This is a genomic window from Streptomyces sp. F63, assembly GCF_018070345.1.
Lineage (GTDB): Bacteria > Actinomycetota > Actinomycetes > Streptomycetales > Streptomycetaceae > Streptomyces.
Genome location: NZ_JAGPXX010000001.1, coordinates 381947 through 404034, shown reverse-complemented (window position 1 = coordinate 404034; position 22088 = coordinate 381947). Strand labels below are relative to the sequence as shown.

Below are 22088 nucleotides of genomic sequence, written 5' to 3'. Positions count from 1 at the left end.
GTGTGATCAAAAAGTTTCGCTGACCGCCCGGCCAGGCCCCGTGGCCTAGAAGGGCGGCTCGTCCGAGTAGCCGCCGCCGGAACCGGAGCCGGAGCCGGAGCCACCGCCCCAGCCACCGCCGCCGCCCTGCTGGCCGCCGCCGGCCGGCGCACCGGTCGCCCAGGGGTCGTCGGCGGGAGCCCCGCCGCCCTGCTGGCCGCCGCCGGGGCCGGGGCCGCCGCCCCAGCCGCCGCCACCGCCCTGACCGCCGCCGTAGCCGCCCTGCCCGCCGCGGCCGGTGGTCTTGGTGACCTTGGCCGTGGCGTTGCGCAGGCTGGCGCCGACCTCGTCGACGTCCAGCTCGTAGACCGTGCGCTTGACGCCCTCGCGGTCCTCGTAGGACCGCTGCTTCAGGCGGCCCTGCACGATGACGCGCGTGCCGCGCTGGAGCGACTCGGCGACGTTCTCCGCCGCCTGCCGCCAGACCGAGCAGGTGAGGAAGAGGCTCTCGCCGTCCTTCCACTCGTTCGTCTGGCGGTCGAAGGTGCGGGGGGTGGACGCGACACGGAACTTCGCGACCGCCGCACCGGACGGGGTGAAGCGCAGCTCGGGGTCGTCGACGAGATTGCCGACGACCGTGATGACGGTCTCGCCTGCCATAGGGGTACCTCTCGGCGGGTGCTGCTGGCTGCGGATTGCTGGTGGACCGGACTACTCGGCGCTGCCCGGTTCAGCCCCGGGCGTCACCGCTGAACCTGCGCCGGAGCGCGGGGTTCAGTGGGTCTCGGGACGGAGGACCTTGGTCCGGAGGACCGACTCGTTCAGGTTCATCTGACGGTCGAGCTCCTTGACGACCGCGGGCTCGGCCCGGAGGTCGATGACCGAGTAGATGCCCTCGGGCTTCTTGTTGATCTCGTACGAGAGACGACGACGGCCCCAGGTGTCGACCTTCTCGACCTTGCCGTTGCCCTCACGGACGACGGAAAGGAAGTTCTCGATCAGCGGCGCGACTGCGCGCTCCTCGAGATCGGGGTCGAGGATGACCATCACCTCGTAGTGACGCATGTGGAACCCACCTCCTCTGGACTCAGCGGCCACGGTCTTTCCGTGGCAGGAGGGTCGTGATGCGTGCGCAACGGTACCGGCCGGCACTGACAACCGCGGAAATCCGGAAGGAGCCGGGGATGCGGCCGGGGAATCGGACACCGGTGCAGACCGTTCAGCCTACCCGCAAGTCCGCTTCCGGTTGAAATCCCGTGGCAGGACCCCGCAATCTGGGTACATCGGGTGTGACCGGCGCTACAGTTCGCCGCTTTCCGCCAGGAGGTGTCTCATGGCGCAGCCAGTACGTCATCACCGCAACCCGCTCTCCGCCGTCAGTTCCGTCTTCAACAGCGACGGCAGGGCCCATCCCGTCGAGAACAGCTTCGTCGCCGCCACCGTGGTCCTCGGTGCGGTGGCCTTCGTCACCGCGCAGTTCGACGATCTGCATCTGATCAGCTCCTGGACCGGCCTCCTCGGCATCCTCAGCGGGGCCTGGGGCCAGATGATCTCCGCCACCACCTCCGAGCGCTTCGCGCTGATCATCGGACTCGGGGCGGCGGGGCTCGGATTCTTCCTCGGCATGGCGAACGGCGGTCTCTTCGGCGGCCTGATCGGTTAGCCGGTTCTCCCCGGCAGGCCCGCACTCCCGTTGCGGCCGCCCCGGCACGGTCCTCCGGGCCGTACACCCGAACGGGGTGCTCCCCGGCGCAGTAGGCTTCGCGGCGAGAGCCGGAGCCCCAACCCCCTGGGGACACACCTGCCGAGGAGCACCCCGCATGAGCCTGACCCTGAGGACCATCAGCCGTGAGCAGCATCTGGCGTACATCCAGAGCCTGCCCTCGGCCAGCCACTGCCAGGTTCCGGCGTGGGCGGACGTGAAGACGGAGTGGCGCTCGGAGAACCTCGGCTGGTTCGACGGCTCCGGCCGCCTCGTCGGCGCCGGGCTGGTCCTCTACCGGCAGCTTCCCAAGGTCAAGCGGTACCTGGCGTATCTCCCCGAGGGCCCGGTCATCAACTGGTTCGCGCCCAACCTCGAGGACTGGCTGCAGCCGATGCTCGCGCATCTCAAGCAGGCGGGCGCCTTCTCCGTGAAGATGGGCCCGCCCGTGGTCATCCGCCGCTGGGACGCCCCCGCGATCAAGGCCGGTATCCAGAACCCGGACGTCAAGCGGCTCCGGGACGTCGAGGCCACGTTCATCGAACCGCGCGCCTTCGAGGTGGCCGACCGGCTGCGCCGGATGGGCTGGCAGCAGGGCGAGGACGGCGGCGCCGGCTTCGGCGACGTCCAGCCCCGGTACGTCTTCCAGGTGCCGCTGGAGAACCGCTCCCTGGAGGACGTCCACAAGTCCTTCAACCAGCTCTGGCGGCGCAACATCAAGAAGGCCGAGAAGGCCGGCGTGGAGGTCGTCCAGGGCGGTTACGACGACCTCGCCGAGTGGCAGCGGCTGTACGAGACCACCGCCGAGCGGGACCGCTTCCGGCCGCGGCCGCTGAGCTACTTCCAGCGCATGTGGACGGCGCTCAACGCCGAGGACCCCAACCGCATGCGCCTCTACTTCGCCCGCCACGAGGGCGAGAACGTCGCGGCCGCGACAATGCTGATCGTCGGCGGCCACGTGTGGTACTCCTACGGCGCCTCCGCCAACCACAAGCGCGAGGTGCGGCCCTCGAACGCCATGCAGTGGCGGATGCTGTGCGACGCCTACGCCCTCGGGGCGAGCGTCTACGACCTGCGCGGCATCAGCGACTCGCTCGACGAGAACGACCACCTCTTCGGGCTCATCCAGTTCAAGGTCGGCACCGGTGGCCAGGCGGCCGAGTATCTGGGCGAGTGGGACTTCCCGCTGAACAAGCTGCTGCACAAGGCACTTGACATCTACATGTCCCGGCGCTGACCCCACCGGGCCGCCCCAGGCCGCTCACCGCCGTCTCACGCCGTCTCACCGCCGTTCACAGCCCATCCACCGAAAACACGAGAGAGGTACCGGACCGGCCATGGCGCTCACCCTCTATGTCGACACCGCTCGCTGGCGGGCGCATCAGCAGTCCGTTCTCCAGCAGTTCCCGGGCATGGTCCCGGTCTGCAAGGGCAACGGCTACGGCTTCGGCCACGAGCGGCTCGCGGAGGAGGTCTCCCGCTTCCGCTCCGACATCCTGGCCGTGGGCACCACCTACGAGGCCGCCCGGATCAAGGACTACTTCAGCGGCGACCTGCTGGTCCTCACCCCCTTCCGGCTGGGTGAGGAGCCGGTGCCGCTGCCCGACCGGGCGGTGCGGTCCGTGTCCTCGGTGGAGGGCGTGCGCGGGCTGGTCGGCGCGCGGGTCGTCATCGAGCTGATGAGCAGCATGCGACGGCACGGCGTGGTGGAGGAGGACCTGCCCAAACTCCACGCGGCGATCGAGGACGTCCGCCTGGAGGGCTTCGCGCTGCATCTGCCGCTCGACCGCACCGACGGCTCCGACGCGGTGGAAGAGGTCCTCGGCTGGATGGACCGGCTGCGCACCGCGCGCCTGCCGCTGCACACCATGTTCGTCAGCCATCTGGCGGCCGGTGAACTGGCCCAGCTTCAGCAGCAGTTCCCGCAGACCCGCTTCCGCGCCCGGATCGGCACCCGGCTGTGGCTGGGCGACCACGACGCGACGGAGTACCGCGGCGCAGTCCTGGACGTCACCCGCGTCGCCAAGGGCGACCGCTTCGGCTACCGCCAGCAGAAGGCCACCTCCGACGGTCATCTGGTGGTCGTCGCGGGCGGCACCTCGCACGGGGTGGGCCTGGAGGCCCCGAAGGCCCTGCACGGCGTCATGCCGCGCGCGAAGGGCGTCGCCCGGGCCGGGCTCGCCACCGTCAACCGCAACCTGTCGCCGTTCGTGTGGACCGGCAAGCAGCGCTGGTTCGCGGAGCCGCCGCACATGCAGGTGTCGATCCTCTTCATCCCCTCCGAGGTGGCACCGCCGCAGGTGGGGGACGAGCTCGTGGCCCATCTGCGGCACACGACCACCCAGTTCGACCGGATGGTCGATCGCTGAGGTGCCCGGGCCGGGCCCGGGGGGCCAAGCCGCCCCGGGTCAGCCCGATGATCCGCGCCGTGCCGCCCCGCCGGTCTCCACGCCCCACCGCAGCCGCTGTCCGCCGAAGGACGGCGGCTGCTCCGCGTACGGCACGGGGCGGCGCAGGACGAAGGCGTCCGCCGCACCGTCCAGGAGGCCGCCGGACGGATCGTCGGAGCCGTCCCGGCGGACCGGGTCCCGCTCCGGGAAGAGGATGTCGCGGACGACCACCGCGCAGAGGTAGAGGGTGCCCAGCAGATGCACGAGGATCAGGAGCTGGTAGCCCTCCGCCGGGAGTCCCCGGTGCGCGTCGCCGCTGGAGGTGTAGGCGAGGTACATCCAGATGCCGAGGAAGTAGACGGCCTCGCAGGCCTGCCAGATCAGGAAGTCCCGCCAGCGCGGCCGGGCCAGCGCGGCGAGCGGTACGAGCCACAGCACGTACTGCGGGGAGTAGACCTTGTTGAACAGGATGAAGACGGCGACGACCAGGAACGCCAGCTGGGCGAAACGCGGCCGGCGCGGCGCCCGGAGCGTGACGACGGCGATGCCGGCGAAGGCCAGCAGCGTCAGGGCCGTGGCCCAGGTGTTGGCGTCCTCCAGCGGGTCGCCCGTGCGCTGGGAGATGATCAGCCAGAAGGAACCGAAGTCGACCGGCCGCTCCTGGCTGAAGGTGTAGAACTTCTTCCAGCCCTCCGGCGCCAGCATCATCACCGGCGCGTTCACCACGAGCCAGGCCACGGCCGCGCCGCCCAGCGCGGTGCCGTACGCCCGCATCCGGCCCGCGCGCAGGCAGAGCAGGAAGAGCGGTCCGAGGAGCAGCACGGGATAGAGCTTGGCGGCGGTGGCCAGGCCGATCAGGACCCCGGCGGGGAGCGGGCGGCCGCGTGACCACATGAGCATCGCGGCGGCGGTGAGGGCCACGGCGAGCAGGTCCCAGTTGATGGTCGCGGTCAGGGCGAAGGCCGGGGCGAGAGCGACCAGCAGGGCGTCCCAGGGGCGCCGGCGGTGGGTGCGGGCCACGCTGACGGCGATGACGACCGCGCAGACCATCAGCATTCCGGCGTTGACCAGCCAGTAGATCTGCTCGCGGTGCTGGATCGTGCCGTCGTGCGGGGTCAGCCAGGAGGCGACCTCCATGAACACCCCGGTGAGCACCGGGTATTCGAGGTACTCCATGTCGCCCGGCAACCGGTCGAAGTACGGAACGAGGTCCGCCGCGAAGCCCCGGGCGTTGTACAGGTGCGGGATGTCCGAATAGCAGGCGTGGATGTACTGACTGCTGGCGCCGTGGAACCAGCCGCCGTCATAGCACGGCAGCTTCTGGACCATGCCGAGCGCGAACATGCCGATGGCGAGCAGGGCGATGATCCGTACGGGCGTCCACCAGCCGGTGCCGTACCGCGCGCGCCGTCCGGCGGGGCCCCCGATCAGCTCGCTGGCGGCGGCGGCCACGTCGTCCTGCAGGGTGGGCCGTACGGGTTGCTCGTCACGCACGCTCGTCATGGGGTCATCCTGCCGTACGGGCCGGGACGCGGCGGTGCCCCCGCCCATGACGGTCCATGGGGGCGGGGGCACCACCGGCGGTGGGGAGGGGGCGGGACCGCGGGGCCGTACGGCCGGGGCGTCCCGCCCCCGGGGCCCTATCCGGTGCTTCCGTCGGGGCCGCCGAGCCAGCCCCCGCCACCGTTGTTGCCATTGCCGCCGCCCGGCGGCGTTGTCGTCGGCGAACTGCTGATCCCGCCGTCCGCTCCTGCGTCGGCTCCGCCGTCGATGCCTCCGTCGGCGCCTGCGTCCGCCCCGCCCGTGGGCTCCTCCTCCTTGCACTTCGGGTCGAAGAAGCCGCAGGTCTTGCTGGGCGTCTCGCTCGGCGAGGGCTCGGTGGACTCGCTCGGCGAGGGCTCGGGGGACTCGCTCTCCGACGGAGTGGGGGTCGGGGTCGGTGTCGGGGACGGGCTGGAGCCGTCGCCGTAGACCTTCTTGCCGATCGGCTCCGGCTTCGGGAACTGCTCGACCGGCTTGCCCTTCAGCGCCTGGCTCATGTAGTCGGCCCAGATCTTGGCGGGGAACGACGAACCGTGGATGCTCTGCTGGCCGCCCGTGCCGTACATCTCCAGGAACTTCTGCTTCTCGGCCTTGTCGTTCACCCGGAACATGCCGATCGCTGTGGAGAGCTGCGGGGTGTATCCGGCGAACCAGGCGGACTTGTTGCCGTCCGTGGTACCGGTCTTGCCCGCCGCCGGCCGGCCGCCGGGAAGCTGCGCCGAGGTGCCGGTGCCCTTCTCGACGACGTTCTTCAGCACGTCGGTGACGTTGTTGGCGACGTTGGTGTCGATCGCCTGCTGCTTCTTCGGCTCATACGCGAATTTGACTGAGCCCTTCCTCTTGACCTCCTTGACCGACCACGGGTCGGTCTGCTCGCCCTCGGCTGCAAAGGTGGCGTACGCACTGGCGAGCCGAATGGCGCTGGGGGCGGAGGTGCCGAGGGAGAAGGACGGCGTGGTCCTCTCCATCTGGTCCTCGACGAGCCCCGCGTCGAGCGCCGTCTCCTTCACCTTGTCGGTGCCGACGTCCACACCGAGCTGGATGAAGGGGGTGTTGACGGAGTGCTGCATCGCCGTGCGGAGGGTGATGTCGCCGTAGCTCTTGTCACCGTCGTTGGTCTGGTGCCACTCCTTGTTGTCCTTGTCGAGCCAGGTCGAGCCGTCGTAGTTGAGCAGCTTCACCTTGTTGTCACCGTTGTAGACGCTGAGCGGTGAGACCGGCGTGCGCTGGTCGGGGCCCTGTTCGGGCTCTCCTTCGGGGTCCCGCACACCATGGGACATGGCGGCGGCCAGCACGAAGGGCTTGAAGGTCGAGCCGACCTGGACGTTGGTGAAGTCCGCGTTGTTGGTGAAGTGCTCGGTCGCGTCCTTGCCACCGTAGATGGCGACGATCTTGCCGGTTTTCGGATCGATGGACGCCCCGCCGAACTGGACGTACTTGTCCTCGTCCCGCTCCTTCGGCTTGAGGTTCTCCTTCGTCACCTTCTTCACAGCCTGTTCCAGCTGCTGCATCTTCTTCTTGTCGAAGGTGGTGTGGATCTCGTAGCCGCCCCGGTCGAGCTGGGCACGGGAGATGTTGTCGCTGTTGGCCACGATGAAGTTGTCGGCCAGGTTCGTGAGGTAGCCGATCTGGCCGGCCTTGTTGGTGGCCGGCTTCGGAGCCTGCGGCATCGGGAAGCCGTCCGCGATGTGCTCGCTGCGCTCGACCGACGACATGCGCTTGGTTTCCACCTCGCGTTTGAGGGTCCACGCCCAGCGGTCCTTGACGCGCTCGAGGTTCTTCGCCGGTGTGGCCGCCGAGCCCACACCGCCGGCCGGGTCGTAAAGGTTGGGGCCGTTCAGCAGGGCGGAGAGGACGGCGCTCTCGCTGGGGGTGAGGTCCTCGCAGTCCTTGCCGTAGTAGGCGCGTGAAGCCGCCTGGATGCCGTAGGCGCCACGGCCGAAGTAGGCACTGTTGAGATAGCCCGCGAGGATCTCCTCCTTGTCGACCGTGGCGCCGACCTTGACCGAGATGAAGAGTTCCCGCACCTTCCGGGAGATCGTCTGCTCCTGGCTCAGCATGGCGTTCTTCACGTACTGCTGGGTGATGGTGGAGCCACTCTGAGTGGTGCCGCCCTTCGCCATGTTGAAGACGGCGCGGGCGATGCCCATCGGGTCGACACCGGGGTCCTCCTCGAAGGAGGCGTTCTCCGCGGAGATGACGGCGTCCCGCATCGCCGGGGGGATGTTGTCGTAGTCGACGATCTGACGGTTGTACTGGCCGGAGCCGGCCACGACCATCTGATCGCCGTTCGCCCAGTAGTAGACGTTCTTCTGGACCCGTGCGTCGTCCTTGACCTGGGGGACATCCACCACGGCGAGGGCTATGCCCGCGCCCCCGACGAGCAGCCCCATGAAGCCGATGGCCGTCCCGGTGACCTGCTTCCACGACGGGATCCAGCGCCGCGCTCCGGTCCGGCCCGCCCGCGGATAGTCGATCAGGCGTTTCTTCTCCGGCCCGTTCGCGGCCGCGCGGCGGCCCCGTCCCACGGCACCCGCGCCCGTGGCCGTGGCACCGGCCGCGGCGGCCCGGCGGCGTCCACCGCCTCCGCGCTGTGCCGCCCGGCGGGCTTCGGCACGTCCTCCGTAGGGACGCCCGTCACCGGGCGGTGCGGCCTCGGGCTCGGTGGCTCCACGCCTCGGCGCGGCGCGGCGGCCTGAACCCTGCGCCCCGCGTCGGGCCGCGGCGCGTCCACCACCTGCGGACTGCGGTGGCTTGCGACGGTGCTCGCTCATGGAACTGATACTCCTCGGGCAGGCGCTATCGCCTGAATGCGGCAGTTTTCTTCCGGTACCCCCGACGTGCGGACCGGCGGCCACCCCGGAGGGGCGCCGGGCCGCACTGCACCCAGGACGAGGACGCTCCGCCGCGGCCTGCGGTTCCCGGTGGTCTGCATGGCGCACAGACTACGCAGGGCCAAAACCCGCCGGGGCACCACCTTCCGTACAAAACAGGCAACTTGCCTGTACCAAAACCGTGATGTGACGCCGTTCACCCCTGCCCCTCTTGTGACGTTGCAGGCGCCGTTCTATCGTCTGGATGTATCGATCCGATACATCGGCCAGGTATAACGGACGGCAGAGCAAGGGCCGACGGGCAGCACGGCGGACAGCGGGACGGCGAAGGCGAGGGAGGAGACGCATGAACAGACGCTCCGGTGTCCTCGAGTTCGCCGTTCTCGGCCTGCTGCGCGAATCACCGATGCACGGCTACGAGCTGCGGAAACGCCTGAACACCTCTCTGGGGGTGTTCCGGGCCTTCAGCTACGGAAGTCTGTATCCCTGCCTCAAGACGCTGGTGCGCCAGGGCTGGTTGATCGAGGAGTCCGGCAGCGCTCCGGAGGACGCTCTCGCCGCCACCCTCGCCGGCCGGCGAGCCAAGATCGTCTACCGGCTGACAGCCGAGGGGAAGGAGCACTTCGAGGAGCTCCTCGCCCACTCCGGGCCGGACGCCTGGGAGGACGAGCACTTCGGCGTCCGCTTCGCCTTCTTCGGGCAGACCTCGCGGGATGTCCGGATGCGGGTACTGGAAGGCCGCCGCAGCAGGCTGGAGGAGCGGCTGGAGAAGATGCGCGCCTCCCTCGCCCGCACCCGGGAGCGTCTGGACGACTACACCCTGGAACTCCAGCGGCATGGAATGGAGTCGGTGGAGCGCGAGGTCCGCTGGCTCAATGAGCTGATCGAGAGTGAACGGTACGGACGTGACCGGCACCGGGCCGCGCCCGATACCGGCCCGTCGGCGGAACCCGCGCCGGGCTCCTCGCAGGAGCCGGCCTCGCCGGTCGAGCCCGGATCTTCCGCCGGGGCCGCCGGCGCGGCTCCCGGCCCGGCGTCCGCGGAGAGCGCACCGGAACGCTCCCGGCCTCCGCGGCCGCGCGCGTCGTCTCGCGAAACATCGGAAAGCACGGGCGGCCTGCCCCGGAACCGGGGTGGTTCCCGGCCGGATCCGTCCAACGGCACCGCCAAGTGAGGTCCGCATTCAGCGGAACCTCGTCGAATGAACAAGGGGAGTAACCGGAATGGGTTCGGTTCGTGTAGCCATCGTCGGTGTGGGCAACTGCGCCGCCTCGCTGGTGCAGGGCGTCGAGTACTACAAGGACGCCGACCCGGACAGCCGTGTCCCGGGTCTCATGCATGTGCAGTTCGGCGATTACCACGTCCGCGACGTGGAGTTCGTCGCCGCTTTCGACGTGGACGCCAAGAAGGTCGGTCTGGACCTGGCGGACGCCATCGGCGCCAGCGAGAACAACACCATCAAGATCGCCGATGTGCCCTCCACCGGCGTGACGGTGCAGCGCGGCCACACCCTCGACGGTCTCGGCAAGTACTACCTCGAAACGATCGAGGAGTCCGCCGAGCCTCCGGTCGACGTGGTCCAGGTACTCAAGGACCGCCAGGTCGACGTGCTCGTCTGCTACCTGCCGGTCGGGTCCGAGGACGCGGCCAAGTTCTACGCGCAGTGCGCCATCGACGCCAAGGTGGCCTTCGTCAACGCTCTCCCGGTCTTCATCGCCGGCACCAAGGAGTGGGCGGACAAGTTCACCGAGGCGGGCGTCCCGATCGTCGGCGACGACATCAAGTCCCAGGTGGGGGCGACCATCACCCACCGGGTCATGGCCAAGCTGTTCGAGGACCGCGGCGTGATCCTGGACCGCACGATGCAGCTCAACGTCGGCGGCAACATGGACTTCAAGAACATGCTGGAGCGGGAGCGGCTGGAGTCGAAGAAGATCTCCAAGACGCAGTCCGTCACCTCGCAGATCCGCGACCGCGAGATGGGCTCGGACAACGTCCACATCGGCCCCTCCGACTATGTCGCCTGGCTCGACGACCGCAAGTGGGCCTATGTGCGGCTGGAGGGCCGGGCGTTCGGTGACGTTCCGCTGAACCTGGAGTACAAGCTGGAGGTCTGGGACTCCCCGAACTCCGCCGGTGTCATCATCGACGCCCTCCGGGCGGCCAAGATCGCCAAGGACCGGGGCATCGGCGGCCCGATCCTCTCCGCCTCCTCGTACTTCATGAAGTCCCCGCCGGTGCAGTACTACGACGACGAGGCCCGGGAGAACGTCGAGAAGTTCATCGCCGGCGAGGTCGATCACTGACCGGTGGCTGAGCCGCGCACCCTCTTCGCACGGCTTCCCTCCTTCCCCGTACGGACCCCGGGCCCCGCGCCCGGGGTCCGTACGCGTCCCCGCATTGTGTGAGGCTGTGGAGCATGGCTGTTCTGCGTGACGTGGGGGCACTGCTGCGGCTCCGCGGCTTCCGCCGGCTGCTGGCCGTACGGTTGCTTTCCCAGTCCGCCGACGGTGTCTACCAGGTCGCGCTCGCGGCATACGTGGTGTTCTCCCCCGAACGGCAGACGTCCGCCGCGGCCATCGCCTCCGCCATGGCGGTCCTGCTTCTGCCGTACTCCCTCATCGGCCCCTTCGCCGGCGTCCTTCTCGACCGCTGGCACCGCCGGCAGGTCCTCCTTTGCGGCAACCTGCTGCGGGCGGCTCTCGCCGGCGCCACCGCCGCGCTGATCCTCGCTGAGGTGCCGGACTGGCTCTTCTACCTCTCGGCGCTGACCGTCACAGCCGTGAACCGCTTCATCCTTGCCTGTCTCTCCGCGGCGCTCCCCCATGTCGTCGCGGATGAGCGGCAGTTGGTGACGGCCAATGCCCTCTCCCCGACGGCCGGTACCATCGCCGCCACCGCCGGGGCCGGCGCCGTCTTCGCCCTGCGCCTCACCGGATGGCAGTCGGATGCGGGCGTCGTCCTGCTGGGAGCCGGGATCTACCTCGGGGCGGCGCTGACGGCACTCGGACTCGGCCGCGACCAGTTGGGGCCGCGCGGCCTGAGCCGGCTCCGGTTCGGGCCGGCGGTGGCCGGCACAGCGCGCGGGCTTCTGGAGGGGCTGGCGCATCTGTCCCAGCACCGCCGGGCCGCTCGCGCCCTCACCGCCATGGCTCTGATGCGCTTCTGCTACGGAGCACTGACGGTCATGGTTCTCATGCTCTCCCGGTACGCCTGGACCGGCGACAGCACCGAAGGACCGGTCGACAGCGCGGCCGCCGCCACCGGCCTGTCCCTGCTCGGCATGGCGGTCGCCCTCTCCGCAGCCGGCTATTTCGCTGCCGCCCTCGTCACCCCCTGGACGGCCGGGCGACTCGGCCCCACCGGCTGGATCACCGCCTGCGCCCTGGCCGCGGCCGTCCTGGAACCGGCCCTCGGGATCACCTTCGCACCGGCACCAGTGCTGACCGCCACCTTCTTCCTCGGCTTCACCACCCAGGGAGCAAAGATCGCGACCGACACCGTCATCCAGTCCACAGTGGACGACGCCTTTCGCGGCCGGGTCTTCGCTCTTTACGACATGCTCTTCAACGTGGCCTTCGTCGGGGCGGCTGGACTCGCGGCCGTGATACTGCCACCCGACGGCCGGTCCGCCGCCCTGGTGGGGATCGTGGCCCTGCTCTACGGAGCCACCGCGCTCGCACTGTGGCGCTTCCGGACAACGGCCCGCCTGCGCGCCGGGGCGGGGTGACCGATCGGGGAGCGTTTCACGTGAAACACTCCCCGGTCTCCAGAGGAACGGACGGCGCCTGTTTCACGTGAAACGAGCAGCGCCCCGTGAAACGAGCAGCGCCCCGGCCGGCCGTCACCGCTGCCCCGCCCACCATTCCTTCAGCGCCGCCACAGCCGCATCGTGCTCCATCGGGCCGTGTTCCAACCTCAACTCCAGCAAGTACCGGTACGCCTTGCCCACCATCGGCCCCGGGGAGACGCCAAGGATCTTCATGATCTCATTACCGTCCAGGTCCGGGCGGATCGCGTCCAGCTCCTCCTGCTCCTGAAGCTGGGAAATCCGCGCCTCAAGCCCGTCATACGCCCGGGAGAGGGCGTTCGCCTTCCTCTTGTTCCGCGTCGTGCAGTCCGACCGGGTCAGCTTGTGCAGCCGACCCAGCAACGGTCCGGCGTCCCGCACGTAACGGCGCACCGCCGAGTCCGTCCACTCGCCCGTGCCGTAGCCGTGGAAGCGGAGATGGAGTTCGACCAGCCGCGAGACATCCTTGATCATCTCAGTCGAGTACTTGAGCTTCGCCATCCGGGTCTTCGCCATCTTCGCCCCCACCACCTCGTGGTGGTGGAAGGAGACCCGGCCGTCCTTCTCGAAACGCCGGGTCTTGGGCTTCCCGACGTCATGCAGCAGCGCGGCCAGCCGCAGCACCAGATCGGGGCCGTTCTCCTCCAAGCCGATGGCCTGTTCCAGCACGGTCAGCGAATGTTCGTACACGTCCTTGTGCCGGTGGTGCTCGTCACGCTCCAGCCGCAGCGCCGGAAGTTCCGGCAGCACGTGTGCGGCCAGACCGGTGTCCACGAGCAGCGTGAGCCCTTTCCTCGGCCGGTCGGCCAGCAGCAGCTTGTTCAGCTCCTCGCGGGTGCGCTCGGCCGAGACGATCTCGATTCGGCCGGCCATCGCGGTCATGGCGGCGACCACTTCCGGGGCGACCTCGAAGTCGAGCTGGGCGGCGAACCGGGCGGCACGCATCATCCGCAGGGGATCGTCGGAGAACGACTCCTCGGGAGTGCCGGGCGTCCGCAGCAGCCGGGCCGCGAGATCCTCCAGGCCGCCATGCGGATCGATGAACTCCTTCTCCGGCAGAGCGACCGCCATCGCATTGACGGTGAAGTCGCGGCGGACCAGGTCCTGCTCGATCGCATCTCCGTACGAGACCTCGGGCTTGCGCGAGGTGCGGTCGTAGGCTTCCGAGCGGTAGGTGGTCACCTCGATCAGGAAATCGCCCTTCCGGCAGCCGACCGTCCCGAAGGCGATACCGACCTCCCAGACCGAATCAGCCCAAGCCCGGACGATTCTCAGCACGTCGTCCGGCCGGGCGTCCGTGGTGAAGTCCAGATCGTTGCCCAGCCTGCCCAGCAGCGCGTCCCGGACCGACCCGCCGACGAGGGCGAGAGCGTGACCGGCCTCCTGGAAACGGCGCGCCAAGTCGTCGGCGACGGGGGACACCCGTAGCAACTCCCCCACGGCACGGCGCTGCGCCTGGCTGAGCGTCTGCGCGTGGTTCGAGATCAGCGGGGTCTGGGAGTCGGGGCTGTCATTCTTCGCGTTCGGCACGACAGACCAGGGTACGGCCCTCGGACGCCCGAGGCTTCCACGTTTCCCGTGGCAGCCTCACCGCGGATCTTGGGAGGCCATCCCCGGCACTCGGCTCGGCCGGGCATCGTTACCATGCGTGGACGCACATCCGACGACCACCACCGATGACGAGGGACGGGCGAGCGCGTGGCCGAGGTGGCAGCATCCCAGGGGACGACTACCGGTCCCGCCCGCCGGTGGTGGCGGCGGGCTGCCGCAGCGCTGGCGGGCGCGCCGCTCCTGGCCGGGCTGGTACAGCTTCCTGCCGCACCCGGAGCCGGGGCCGCTCCCTCGGCCACCGGCTCCCGGACCGTCGACGTCTCCATCAACTCGCTGACCCCCGAGGTCCCCGCCGAAGACGACACGATCACCGTCACGGGCCGGGTCAGCAACAACGGCAGGTCCGCGGTCAGCGACGCCCGCGTCGGTCTCCGGGTCGGCCGGACACCTCTGAGCAGCCGCGGAGCCATCGGGATCGTCGCCAAGCGCAAGGGTTTCTCCGCCGCGGAGGACGGACGCGCCGTCGACGCCGAGCACACCGTGAAGCTGGGCACGCTGCCCACCGGCGCCAGCCGTGAGTTCCGGCTGACGCTCCCCGCGGATGAGCTGGCCCTGGGAGAAGCGGGCGTCTATCAGCTCGGCGTGGCCCTCAACGGCCGTTCCGCGGGCCAGTACGACCAAGTGCTCGGCATCGAGCGGACCTTCCTGCCCTGGCAGCCGGAGGAAGCACGGAAGCCGACGAAGATCGGTTACCTCTGGCCGCTGGTCTCCACCCCCCATCTCACGGCCCGGACCGGATCGGACCAGCAGCAGACCCCTCAGTTCCGCGACGATTCCCTCGCGGCCGAGCTGGCTCCCGGCGGCCGGCTGCAGCAGCTCGTGTCCCTCGGCAAGGACCTCCCCGTGACCTGGGTGGTCGATCCCGACCTGCTGGTCAGTGTCGAGATGATGACCAAGGAGTACGAGATCCGGGAGCCCGACGGGTCGGTCACCAAGGGCGAGGGCCAGGCAGTCGCCCGGCAGTGGATGAGCGATCTGCTGGCGGCCGTCGAAGGCCGGGAACTGATCACGCTCCCGTTCGCCGATCCCGATCTCGCCTCACTGGCCCACCGCGGCACGAAAGTCTCCGGATCGATCAGCCATCTGAAGACCGCCACCGATCTCGCCGTGAAAACCGGGGAAACCATCTTCGGCCGCAAGCCCAGCGCCGACTTCGCGTGGCCCGTGAACGGGGCCGTCGACACCTCCGTCATCGACGTCGCCACCTCGGCCGGCGCTCGTACCATCATCGCCCGCGGTGACAGCCTGCGGGGGGCCGATGAGCCGTCCTACACCACGAGCGCGGTCCGTCCGATCGGCGGCGGCACCACGGCCCTCGCGGCCGACACACGTCTCTCCACGGCCTTCAGGGGCGACATGACCCGCGCGGAGGAGTCCACGCTCGCCGTGCAGGAGTTCCTCGCCCACACCCTGATGGTCAACCGGGAGGCCCCCGGCACGGAGCGCAGCATCGTCGTCGCTCCACAGCGCATGCCCACCGCCCACCAGGCCCGCGCCATGGCGGAAGCTCTGGAAGGGCTGCAGGACGGTCGCTGGGCCCGGCCGCAGGAACTGCGGGACGCGGTCGAGGAGAAGCCCGACCCGCGGGCGGCCACCGAGGTCCCCGGTGTTCGCGCCTACCCCGAGGCCCTGCGGAAGCGGGAGTTGCCCACCCAGGCCTTCGAGGACATCCAGCGGACCCAGAACGCGCTCAACGGCTTCACGGTGATCCTTTCCGAGCCGGAGCGGGTGATCACTCCCTTCGGCAACGCGATTCTGCGCGAGATGTCCACCGCCTGGCGGGGCGAGCCACGCGCCGCCGAGGCCTACCGGGAAGCCGCGGAGGACTACCTGGCGGGCCTCACCCGGGAAGTGAAACTGATCGAGAAGGCCCAGAAGAAGCTGACGCTCTCGGGACGCAGCGGAACGATTCCCGTGACGGTGCAGAACAACCTCCTGCAGGGCGTCGAGGACCTCAAACTGGTACTCCGCTCCAGCTCCCCGCACCGGCTCGACCCGGGGGAGCCCCAGATGGTCGAGATCGGAAGCGGCCACAGCCAGACGGTCAAGTTCGACACCACGGCCAACGCGAACGGCCTCGTCTGGGTCGAGGCCCAGCTCTACACCGAGGACGGGCGGCCCTACGGAGCCCCGATGTCGTTCAAGGTGAACGTCACGGAGATCACCTCCACCGTGATGCTGGTCATCGCCGGCGGGATGCTCCTCCTGGTCCTGGCCGGCATCCGGATGTACACCCAGCGCAAGCGGGCCGCCGCGCGGGAGGCGGACAGCCACGCCGGGGGAGCGGACGACGCGGACGGGGCGGAGTCCACGGAGGACGGGAATCCGGCGGAGGACCCCGAGAAGAGCCAGGACGACCCCGCGGGGCCGGAGCTGGCCGGACGGGACACGGCGCCCTCGGCCGCCCCCGAGCCCCCGGTCCCGGCCGAGGGCGAGACGGCCGGAGCTGAGGGCCCGGGGATGCCCGGGGCGGAGAGCCCCCAGACCGGACCGGAGAAGAACGAGGCTCCCGATCCGGGTGAGAGGGTGGAGCGTTGAGCGAAGTCGTGGTCTGGTGGCCCGGGACGATGAGGTGGGGAAGCGATGAACGCGCCGTACGACGGTGACCGGAGCCGGTATCCGGGCAGTGACCCGGCCGGCCAGGCACCGCCGCCCGCCCACGACGCCGGCGTCCGGGACGCCGCTCATGACCCTTACGCCCGGGACCACGCCCAGGACTATGGCCACGGCCCCTCGGCCACCCCCGGCGACGAGGCCTCGCACTCCCGGCGGCCCACTCAGCCCGCCGCCCCCGCTCCGTCCTCGTGGACGCCGTCACCCGGCCCGGAGCACCAGGGCGGGCAGCAGGACGCCTTCGCGCATCTCTACCGGGACCAGCAGCAGCCATACGAGCCGCAGCAGCCATCCCCGACCTCCCCCGCCCCCCAGACCTCCCCGCCGTCCCACGCTCTCCAGCCCTCCGGAACAAGCTCTCCACCGCCGGCTCCGGCCCCGGCGACCGGTCCGAACCCGGAGCTCCCGTCGGATCCCGAACCCGCTCCCGCGAAGAAGTCCGCCGGGCGCGCCTCGGGGCTGCTGAAGTCCAGCGCGGTGATGGCAGCCGGCACCCTCGTCTCCCGGATCACCGGATTCCTGCGCACCCTGGTGATGGCCGCGGCCATCGGCGTCAGCACGCTCAACGACGCCTACCAGGTCGCCAACACCCTCCCGACGATGATCTACATCCTCGTCGGCGGCGGGGCGCTGAACGCCGTCTTCATCCCGCAGCTGGTGCGGGCCATGAAGAACGACGACGACGGCGGCGAGGGCTACGCCAACCGTCTGCTCACGCTCGTCATCGTCCTGCTGGCGGGGGTCACCACCGTCTGCGTCCTCGCCGCCCCGCTGCTCATCAGGATGATGTCGGCGAAGTGGGTCTCCGACCCCGCCCAGATGGACGTGGCCGTCGCGTTCGCCCGCTACTGCCTGCCCACGCTCTTCTTCATGGGTGTCCACGTGGTCCTCGGGCAGATCCTCAACGCCCGGGGCCGGTTCGGCGCCATGATGTGGACCCCGGTTCTCAACAACATCGTCATCATCTCCACCTTCGGCGGCTTCATCTGGGCCTTCGGCGGCTTCACCAGCACCGGCATGGACGCGGAGACCATCACTCCCGAGGGCGTCCGGCTCCTCGGCATCGGCACCCTGCTCGGCCTCACCGTCCAGGCGCTGGCGATGCTCCCCTACCTCCGCGCCACGGGCTTCCGCTTCCGGCCCCGCTTCGACTGGCGGGGGCACGGCCTCGGCAAGGCGGCCCGGCTGGCGAAGTGGACCTTCTTCTTCGTCCTCGCCAACCAGCTCGGCATGATCGTGGTCACCCAGCTCGCCACCTGGGCCGGAACGGTCGCCGACAAGCAGGGCCACCCCGGCACGGGCATCACCGCCTACAACTACGCCCTGCTGCTCTGGCAGATGCCCCAGGCCATCATCACGGTCTCCGTCATGACCGCGGTCCTCCCGCGGATCTCACGCGCTGCGGCCGACGACGACGCCGGGGCCGTCCGCGACGACATCTCCTACGGACTGCGCACGTCCGCGGTGGCCATCGTCCCCTGCGCCTTCGCCTTCCTGGCGCTCGGTGTCCCCATGGCCACCCTGCTCTACGGCGCCTCCGGCGAATCGGGCGCACGCAACATCGGCTTCACGTTGATGGCCTTCGGCCTGGGCCTCATCCCGTACTCGGTCCAGTACGTGGTCCTCCGCGGCTTCTACGCCTACGAGGACACCCGGACGCCGTTCTACAACACGGTCATCGTCGCCGCGGTCAACGCCGCGGCCGCCGGAACGAGCTTCCTGCTGCTCCCCGCGCGCTGGGCGGTGGTCGGCATGGGGGCGTCCTATGGATTGGCCTATGTCGTCGGGGTAGGCGTTGCATGGAAGAGGCTGAGCCGACGGCTCGGCGGCGATCTGGACGGGCGCCGCGTCACGCGGACCTATGCCCGGCTGACAGGGGCCGGTATCCCGGCTGCGCTCGCGGGAGGAGCGGCGGGCTATGGCATCACCCAGGCTCTCGGGAACAGCGGTGCCGCTTCCCTCGCGTCGCTGTGCGGGGGCGGGATCGTGCTCCTGGCGGTCTTCTTCCTGGCGGCGAAGCGCATGAGGATCGAGGAGATGACCGCCATGGTCGGGATGGTCCGCGGCCGCCTCGGCCGCTGACCACGCACAACCATCGTCCGACCCCGCACGTCGTGCATACGGACGGACTGTGGGCACAATTGCTTAGCTGTGGTGACCGGCGTGCAACGGATGGGGAGGCAGGAACGACGGTGGCGGAACGGAGTACGGCTGCCGTCGACGTGGCAGACAACAGCGGCGAGGACCCGCTGACCGCCCAGGCGGGAGATGCCAACGCCGACGAGGTGAAAGCCCAGAACACGACCGGCACGGCGGATACGGACGCCGCCCGCACCGACGCCGATTCCCGGGAAGCGGCGAGACCGCGGCCGACCGCCATCGCCGATGTCGAACCGCCCGAGCTGCACAGTGGGCACAAGCTCGCCGGACGCTACCGGCTGGAGGAGTGCCTCACCCGTCTGGACGGCTTCAGCAGCTGGCGTGCCGTGGACGAGAAGCTCCGTCGTGCGGTCGGCGTGCATGTGCTGCCGGCCGACCACCCGCGCGCCCGGCCCGTCCTCGCCGCCGCGCGCTCCGCCGCTCTGCTGGGCGACCCCCGCTTCGTTCAGGTCCTCGACGCCGTCGAGGAGAACGACCTGGTCTACGTCGTCCACGAGTGGCTGCCCGACGCCACCGAACTGACCGCCGTCCTCGCGGCGGGGCCTCTGGAGCCGCACGACTCCTACCAGCTGGTGACCCAGGTGTCCCAGGCCATGGCCGCCGCGCACCGGGAAGGCCTGGCCCACCTGAGGCTCACTCCCGGGTGCGTCCTGCGAACCCACTCCGGCCAGTACCGGATCCGGGGGCTGGCCGTCATGGCCGCCCTCCGTGGCATCAGCTCCCAGCATCCGCAGCGGGCCGACACCGAGGCGATCGGCGCCCTGCTGTACGCCTCTCTCACCCAGCGCTGGCCGTACGAGGAAGACGCCTTCGGCCTGCCCGGCCTGCCCAGGGGAACAGGGCTCATCGCCCCCGACCAGGTACGGGCCGGTGTCCATCGCGGACTGTCGGAGATCGCGATGCGGGCCCTGGTGAACAACGGCTCCACACCCCTGCGGCTGGAGCAGCCCTGCACCACCCCGGAGGAACTCTGCAAGGCCGTCGCCGCGCTTCCCCGCATCCGGCCGCCGGAGCCCTCCTTCGCCACGCCCACCTACCAGCCGGGTTCATATCAGCCCCCGGCCGCCTACCCCCAGGCATCCTCCAGGAACGGCGTACCGCCGACGGCCCAGTCCGTACCGGCTCCTCCCCCGCCCCCGCTGCACAGCCGGACGGGCAAGGCACTGAAGTGGACGGTCTCGGCCCTGCTGATCACTGCCCTCGGACTCGGCAGCTGGCAGGTCGCGGATGCCTTGATGAACCGCGACCAGCACACGCCCGGGGACGCCGACCGGGCCCGGGGCGACGGGTCGGAGGAGAAGCAGCCGCAGACGGGCAAGGCGACACCCTTGAAGATCTCGGCCACGACCGAGTTCTCGCCCTTGGACGCCCCTGTGGCCGCGGGCCAGGTATCAAATGCGGTGGACGGCGACCCGGGCACCGCGTGGGTGACTCCGCACTACAAGGGCTATGCCAACTTCGGCAACCTTGCGAACCGCAAGGACGGCAGTGGCCTCATCGTCGATCTCGGCAGCGTCCAAGCCGTGACCGGTCTCCGTGTGGACATGTACCGCAGTGGCCAAACGGCTCAGGTGCTGGCGGCCCCGGAATCCGCCTCCGCGCCCGCAGCGCTGGAGGACTTCTCCCAGCGTCTCAGCAAGCTGGAGAAAGCCGGAGCCGAGCTCAAGATAAGCACCGGCAAGCCCGTCCGCACCCGCTATGTCCTCATCCACATCACCGAACTGCCGCACGACGGTTCGGCGAACCAGTTCCGGGGCGGTATTTCCGAGATCACTGTGACAGGCTGAGTCGCAGCCGGTGCCGAAGCGGAGGGGAGGGCCGACGTGGACGACGCCATGGACGGCTCCGTAAACGACAGGGATCTCCTCGCACGCCACGTCGCCGGCGATCCGGAGGCCTTCGGTGAGATCGTCCGGCGTCACCGGGACCGGCTGTGGGCCGTGGCACTCCGGACCCTGGGCGACCGCGAGGAGGCCGCCGATGCGGTCCAGGACGCCCTCGTCTCCGCCTATCGGGCCGCGCACACCTTCCGCGGCCAGTCGGCCGTCACCACCTGGCTGCACCGCATCACGGTGAACGCCTGTCTGGACCGGGCCCGCAAGACCGCGTCCCGCAGAACGTCCCCGGTCGCCGAGACCGAACGGCTGGAGCAGCTGCTGGAGCCTCACGAATCGGCCTCCGCACCCGCCGAGCGCGGCGATCTGCACCGGGAACTCCTGAGGGCTCTGGGTACTCTGCCCCCGGAGCAGCGCGCCGCCCTGGTGCTCGTGGACATGCAGGGATACCCCGTGGCGGAGGCCGCCCAAGTGCTGGGGGTCCCCACTGGAACGGTCAAGAGCCGGTGCGCTCGAGGGCGGGCCCGGCTGCTCCCCCTTCTCTCTCATCTCCGTAGCGGGGAAAGCGGTAAGGCGGTCTCGCATGAGGGAAGGAACCGTGCGCCGAGGACATCCGTCCCACCGGCGGCCCCACCGCGAGATCCAGATGCCGTGAAGGGAGGCAGGCGGGCGTGACATCCATGATCGACACGGACCAGCATCCGGACGTTGCGGAGATCTCCGCACTCACCGAAGGAGCACTCCCCCCGGAGCGAACCTCAGCCGTCCGCGGCCATCTCGACGACTGCGAACTCTGCACAGAGGTGCGGGTCTCCCTGGAGGAGATCCGGGGTCTGCTGGGCACCCTGCCCGGTCCGCCCCGCATGCCGGCCGATGTAGCGAGCAGGATCGATGCGGCGATCGCCGCGGAATCCCTGCTCTCCTCGACCGTCCCCGACTCCGTTTCATGTGAAACGGACGACCCTGCAGCCCCGGTTTCACGTGAAACCGGCGTCGGTGCACGGACCCGGAGCGCACGGCGCATGCGGCAGTCCCGTGGCAGTACAGGACCTGGCCGGCAGAACGGCGGTCGGCGCCGCTGGCGGACAGCCGCCCTCGGCGTGGCCTCCGTGCTGGCCCTGAGCGTCGGCAGTGCGGCCCTGGTGCAATCGATGAGTTCGGTGGAGGGCGGCGGCGCGGCCGCCAAGGAGACCGCCGCCGACACGCGGAGCGGGAATTCCGGCCTGAGCGCCGCCACCCTGGAGAGCGAGGTTCGCAGCCTCCTCGACCACGCCGGGGACGGTCAGGAAAAGGGACCCGCCGCCACCGAGCCGGACACCCTCGGAGCCCAATCGAGCCCTCGGGCCATGAGGGGAACCGATGTGGTGCTCCCTCCGTGCATACGGAACGGCATTGACCCCAGGGTGGAGCCCCTTGCAGCCGAGGAGGGGACCTTCGACGGCACGCCGGTCTACATCGTCGTTCTGCCTCACCGGGTGGACGCCCGCAAGGTCGAGGCCTACGTCGTCGACTCCTCGTGTGTCACCACGGAGGAGCCGCGTGGCGACGTCCTCATGAACCGGGTCTATAGCCGACACTGACCCCTGGGAGCCCATGGGTCAACAGCGGGAATGCCTGCCGTCTAGGATCCGT

The 22088-nt window shown here is 69.9% G+C and carries 16 protein-coding genes; 11 read left to right on the top strand and 5 right to left on the bottom strand.

Features of this window, described 5'->3' with window-relative positions; genetic code table 11:
* Window positions 1-45 precede the first annotated feature (45 nt).
* Together KBZ10_RS01785 and rpsF are read right to left on the bottom strand one after the other, a co-directional pair.
* On the bottom strand, window positions 46-639 hold the full coding sequence (locus tag KBZ10_RS01785; RefSeq protein ID WP_210985643.1) for a single-stranded DNA-binding protein: 594 nt from the start codon (window positions 637-639) through the stop codon (window positions 46-48).
* Window positions 640-753: 114 nt separating this feature from the next.
* Window positions 754-1044, bottom strand: coding sequence for a 30S ribosomal protein S6 (gene rpsF, locus KBZ10_RS01780; RefSeq protein ID WP_019707397.1), 291 nt, complete (start codon window positions 1042-1044; stop codon window positions 754-756).
* Between the two features lie 268 nt (window positions 1045-1312).
* On the opposite strand from rpsF, the gene KBZ10_RS01775 reads away from it, so the two are divergent.
* From KBZ10_RS01775 to KBZ10_RS01765, 3 genes are all read left to right on the top strand, one after another.
* Entirely contained in the window at window positions 1313-1642 is a 330-nt protein-coding gene (locus KBZ10_RS01775) for a hypothetical protein (protein WP_210985642.1), read from the top strand.
* Between the two features lie 157 nt (window positions 1643-1799).
* Window positions 1800-2918, top strand: coding sequence for a peptidoglycan bridge formation glycyltransferase FemA/FemB family protein (locus KBZ10_RS01770; protein ID WP_019707395.1), 1119 nt, complete (start codon window positions 1800-1802; stop codon window positions 2916-2918).
* A 100-nt stretch (window positions 2919-3018) separates the two neighbouring features.
* Window positions 3019-4050, top strand: a complete 1032-nt coding sequence (locus tag KBZ10_RS01765) for an alanine racemase (RefSeq protein WP_210985641.1) — start codon at window positions 3019-3021, stop codon at window positions 4048-4050.
* Between the two features lie 39 nt (window positions 4051-4089).
* Here the strand turns inward: KBZ10_RS01765 and KBZ10_RS01760 are convergent, their stop codons facing one another.
* Both KBZ10_RS01760 and KBZ10_RS01755 read right to left on the bottom strand, forming a co-directional pair.
* The gene (locus tag KBZ10_RS01760) at window positions 4090-5574 is read right to left on the bottom strand and encodes a glycosyltransferase family 87 protein (RefSeq protein WP_210985640.1); all 1485 of its coding nucleotides are present in this window, start codon (window positions 5572-5574) and stop codon (window positions 4090-4092) included.
* Between the two features lie 137 nt (window positions 5575-5711).
* Window positions 5712-8387, bottom strand: a complete 2676-nt coding sequence (locus tag KBZ10_RS01755; RefSeq protein WP_210985639.1) for a transglycosylase domain-containing protein — start codon at window positions 8385-8387, stop codon at window positions 5712-5714.
* 406 nt (window positions 8388-8793) lie between these two features.
* On the opposite strand from KBZ10_RS01755, the gene KBZ10_RS01750 reads away from it, so the two are divergent.
* The 3 genes from KBZ10_RS01750 to KBZ10_RS01740 all read left to right on the top strand — a co-directional run bounded on the left by KBZ10_RS01750 (window position 8794) and on the right by KBZ10_RS01740 (window position 12177).
* Window positions 8794-9621, top strand: a complete 828-nt coding sequence (locus KBZ10_RS01750; protein WP_247701608.1) for a PadR family transcriptional regulator — start codon at window positions 8794-8796, stop codon at window positions 9619-9621.
* A gap of 49 nt (window positions 9622-9670) precedes the next feature.
* Entirely contained in the window at window positions 9671-10753 is a 1083-nt protein-coding gene (locus KBZ10_RS01745) for an inositol-3-phosphate synthase (RefSeq protein ID WP_210985638.1), read from the top strand.
* A 113-nt stretch (window positions 10754-10866) separates the two neighbouring features.
* Window positions 10867-12177, top strand: coding sequence for an MFS transporter (locus tag KBZ10_RS01740; protein ID WP_210985637.1), 1311 nt, complete (start codon window positions 10867-10869; stop codon window positions 12175-12177).
* Window positions 12178-12291: 114 nt separating this feature from the next.
* Here KBZ10_RS01740 and KBZ10_RS01735 read toward each other — a convergent pair whose 3' ends face one another.
* Window positions 12292-13767, bottom strand: coding sequence for a CCA tRNA nucleotidyltransferase (locus KBZ10_RS01735; RefSeq protein WP_210985636.1), 1476 nt, complete (start codon window positions 13765-13767; stop codon window positions 12292-12294).
* A gap of 168 nt (window positions 13768-13935) precedes the next feature.
* On the opposite strand from KBZ10_RS01735, the gene KBZ10_RS01730 reads away from it, so the two are divergent.
* The 5 genes from KBZ10_RS01730 to KBZ10_RS01710 all read left to right on the top strand — a co-directional run bounded on the left by KBZ10_RS01730 (window position 13936) and on the right by KBZ10_RS01710 (window position 22036).
* The gene (locus KBZ10_RS01730; protein WP_374223286.1) at window positions 13936-16386 is read left to right on the top strand and encodes a DUF6049 family protein; all 2451 of its coding nucleotides are present in this window, start codon (window positions 13936-13938) and stop codon (window positions 16384-16386) included.
* 45 nt (window positions 16387-16431) lie between these two features.
* A complete protein-coding gene (murJ, locus tag KBZ10_RS01725) occupies window positions 16432-18543 on the top strand; it encodes a murein biosynthesis integral membrane protein MurJ (protein ID WP_210985634.1) in 2112 nt (703 codons plus the stop codon).
* Between the two features lie 110 nt (window positions 18544-18653).
* Window positions 18654-20408: a protein kinase family protein gene (locus tag KBZ10_RS01720; protein ID WP_210985633.1), complete on the top strand. Its 1755-nt coding sequence runs from the start codon at window positions 18654-18656 to the stop codon at window positions 20406-20408.
* 48 nt (window positions 20409-20456) lie between these two features.
* Window positions 20457-21131, top strand: coding sequence for an RNA polymerase sigma factor SigM (gene sigM, locus KBZ10_RS01715; RefSeq protein WP_210985760.1), 675 nt, complete (start codon window positions 20457-20459; stop codon window positions 21129-21131).
* 5 nt (window positions 21132-21136) lie between these two features.
* Window positions 21137-22036: an anti-sigma factor gene (locus tag KBZ10_RS01710; protein ID WP_247701689.1), complete on the top strand. Its 900-nt coding sequence runs from the start codon at window positions 21137-21139 to the stop codon at window positions 22034-22036.
* Window positions 22037-22088: the final 52 nt, after the last annotated feature.

What these genes read in the sequence shown, in the direction of transcription:
- KBZ10_RS01745 (WP_210985638.1), top strand. Translation starts at nt 9,671, where the DNA reads ATGGGTTCGGTTCGTGTAGCCATCGTCGGTGTGGGCAACTGCGCCGCC.
- murJ (WP_210985634.1), top strand. Translation starts at nt 16,432, where the DNA reads ATGAACGCGCCGTACGACGGTGACCGGAGCCGGTATCCGGGCAGTGAC.
- sigM (WP_210985760.1), top strand. Translation starts at nt 20,457, where the DNA reads ATGGACGGCTCCGTAAACGACAGGGATCTCCTCGCACGCCACGTCGCC.
- KBZ10_RS01760 (WP_210985640.1), bottom strand. Translation starts at nt 5,574, where the DNA reads ATGACGAGCGTGCGTGACGAGCAACCCGTACGGCCCACCCTGCAGGAC.
- KBZ10_RS01755 (WP_210985639.1), bottom strand. Translation starts at nt 8,387, where the DNA reads ATGAGCGAGCACCGTCGCAAGCCACCGCAGTCCGCAGGTGGTGGACGC.
- KBZ10_RS01770 (WP_019707395.1), top strand. Translation starts at nt 1,800, where the DNA reads ATGAGCCTGACCCTGAGGACCATCAGCCGTGAGCAGCATCTGGCGTAC.
- rpsF (WP_019707397.1), bottom strand. Translation starts at nt 1,044, where the DNA reads ATGCGTCACTACGAGGTGATGGTCATCCTCGACCCCGATCTCGAGGAG.
- KBZ10_RS01740 (WP_210985637.1), top strand. Translation starts at nt 10,867, where the DNA reads ATGGCTGTTCTGCGTGACGTGGGGGCACTGCTGCGGCTCCGCGGCTTC.
- KBZ10_RS01775 (WP_210985642.1), top strand. Translation starts at nt 1,313, where the DNA reads ATGGCGCAGCCAGTACGTCATCACCGCAACCCGCTCTCCGCCGTCAGT.
- KBZ10_RS01785 (WP_210985643.1), bottom strand. Translation starts at nt 639, where the DNA reads ATGGCAGGCGAGACCGTCATCACGGTCGTCGGCAATCTCGTCGACGAC.
- KBZ10_RS01710 (WP_247701689.1), top strand. Translation starts at nt 21,137, where the DNA reads ATGATCGACACGGACCAGCATCCGGACGTTGCGGAGATCTCCGCACTC.
- KBZ10_RS01765 (WP_210985641.1), top strand. Translation starts at nt 3,019, where the DNA reads ATGGCGCTCACCCTCTATGTCGACACCGCTCGCTGGCGGGCGCATCAG.
- KBZ10_RS01750 (WP_247701608.1), top strand. Translation starts at nt 8,794, where the DNA reads ATGAACAGACGCTCCGGTGTCCTCGAGTTCGCCGTTCTCGGCCTGCTG.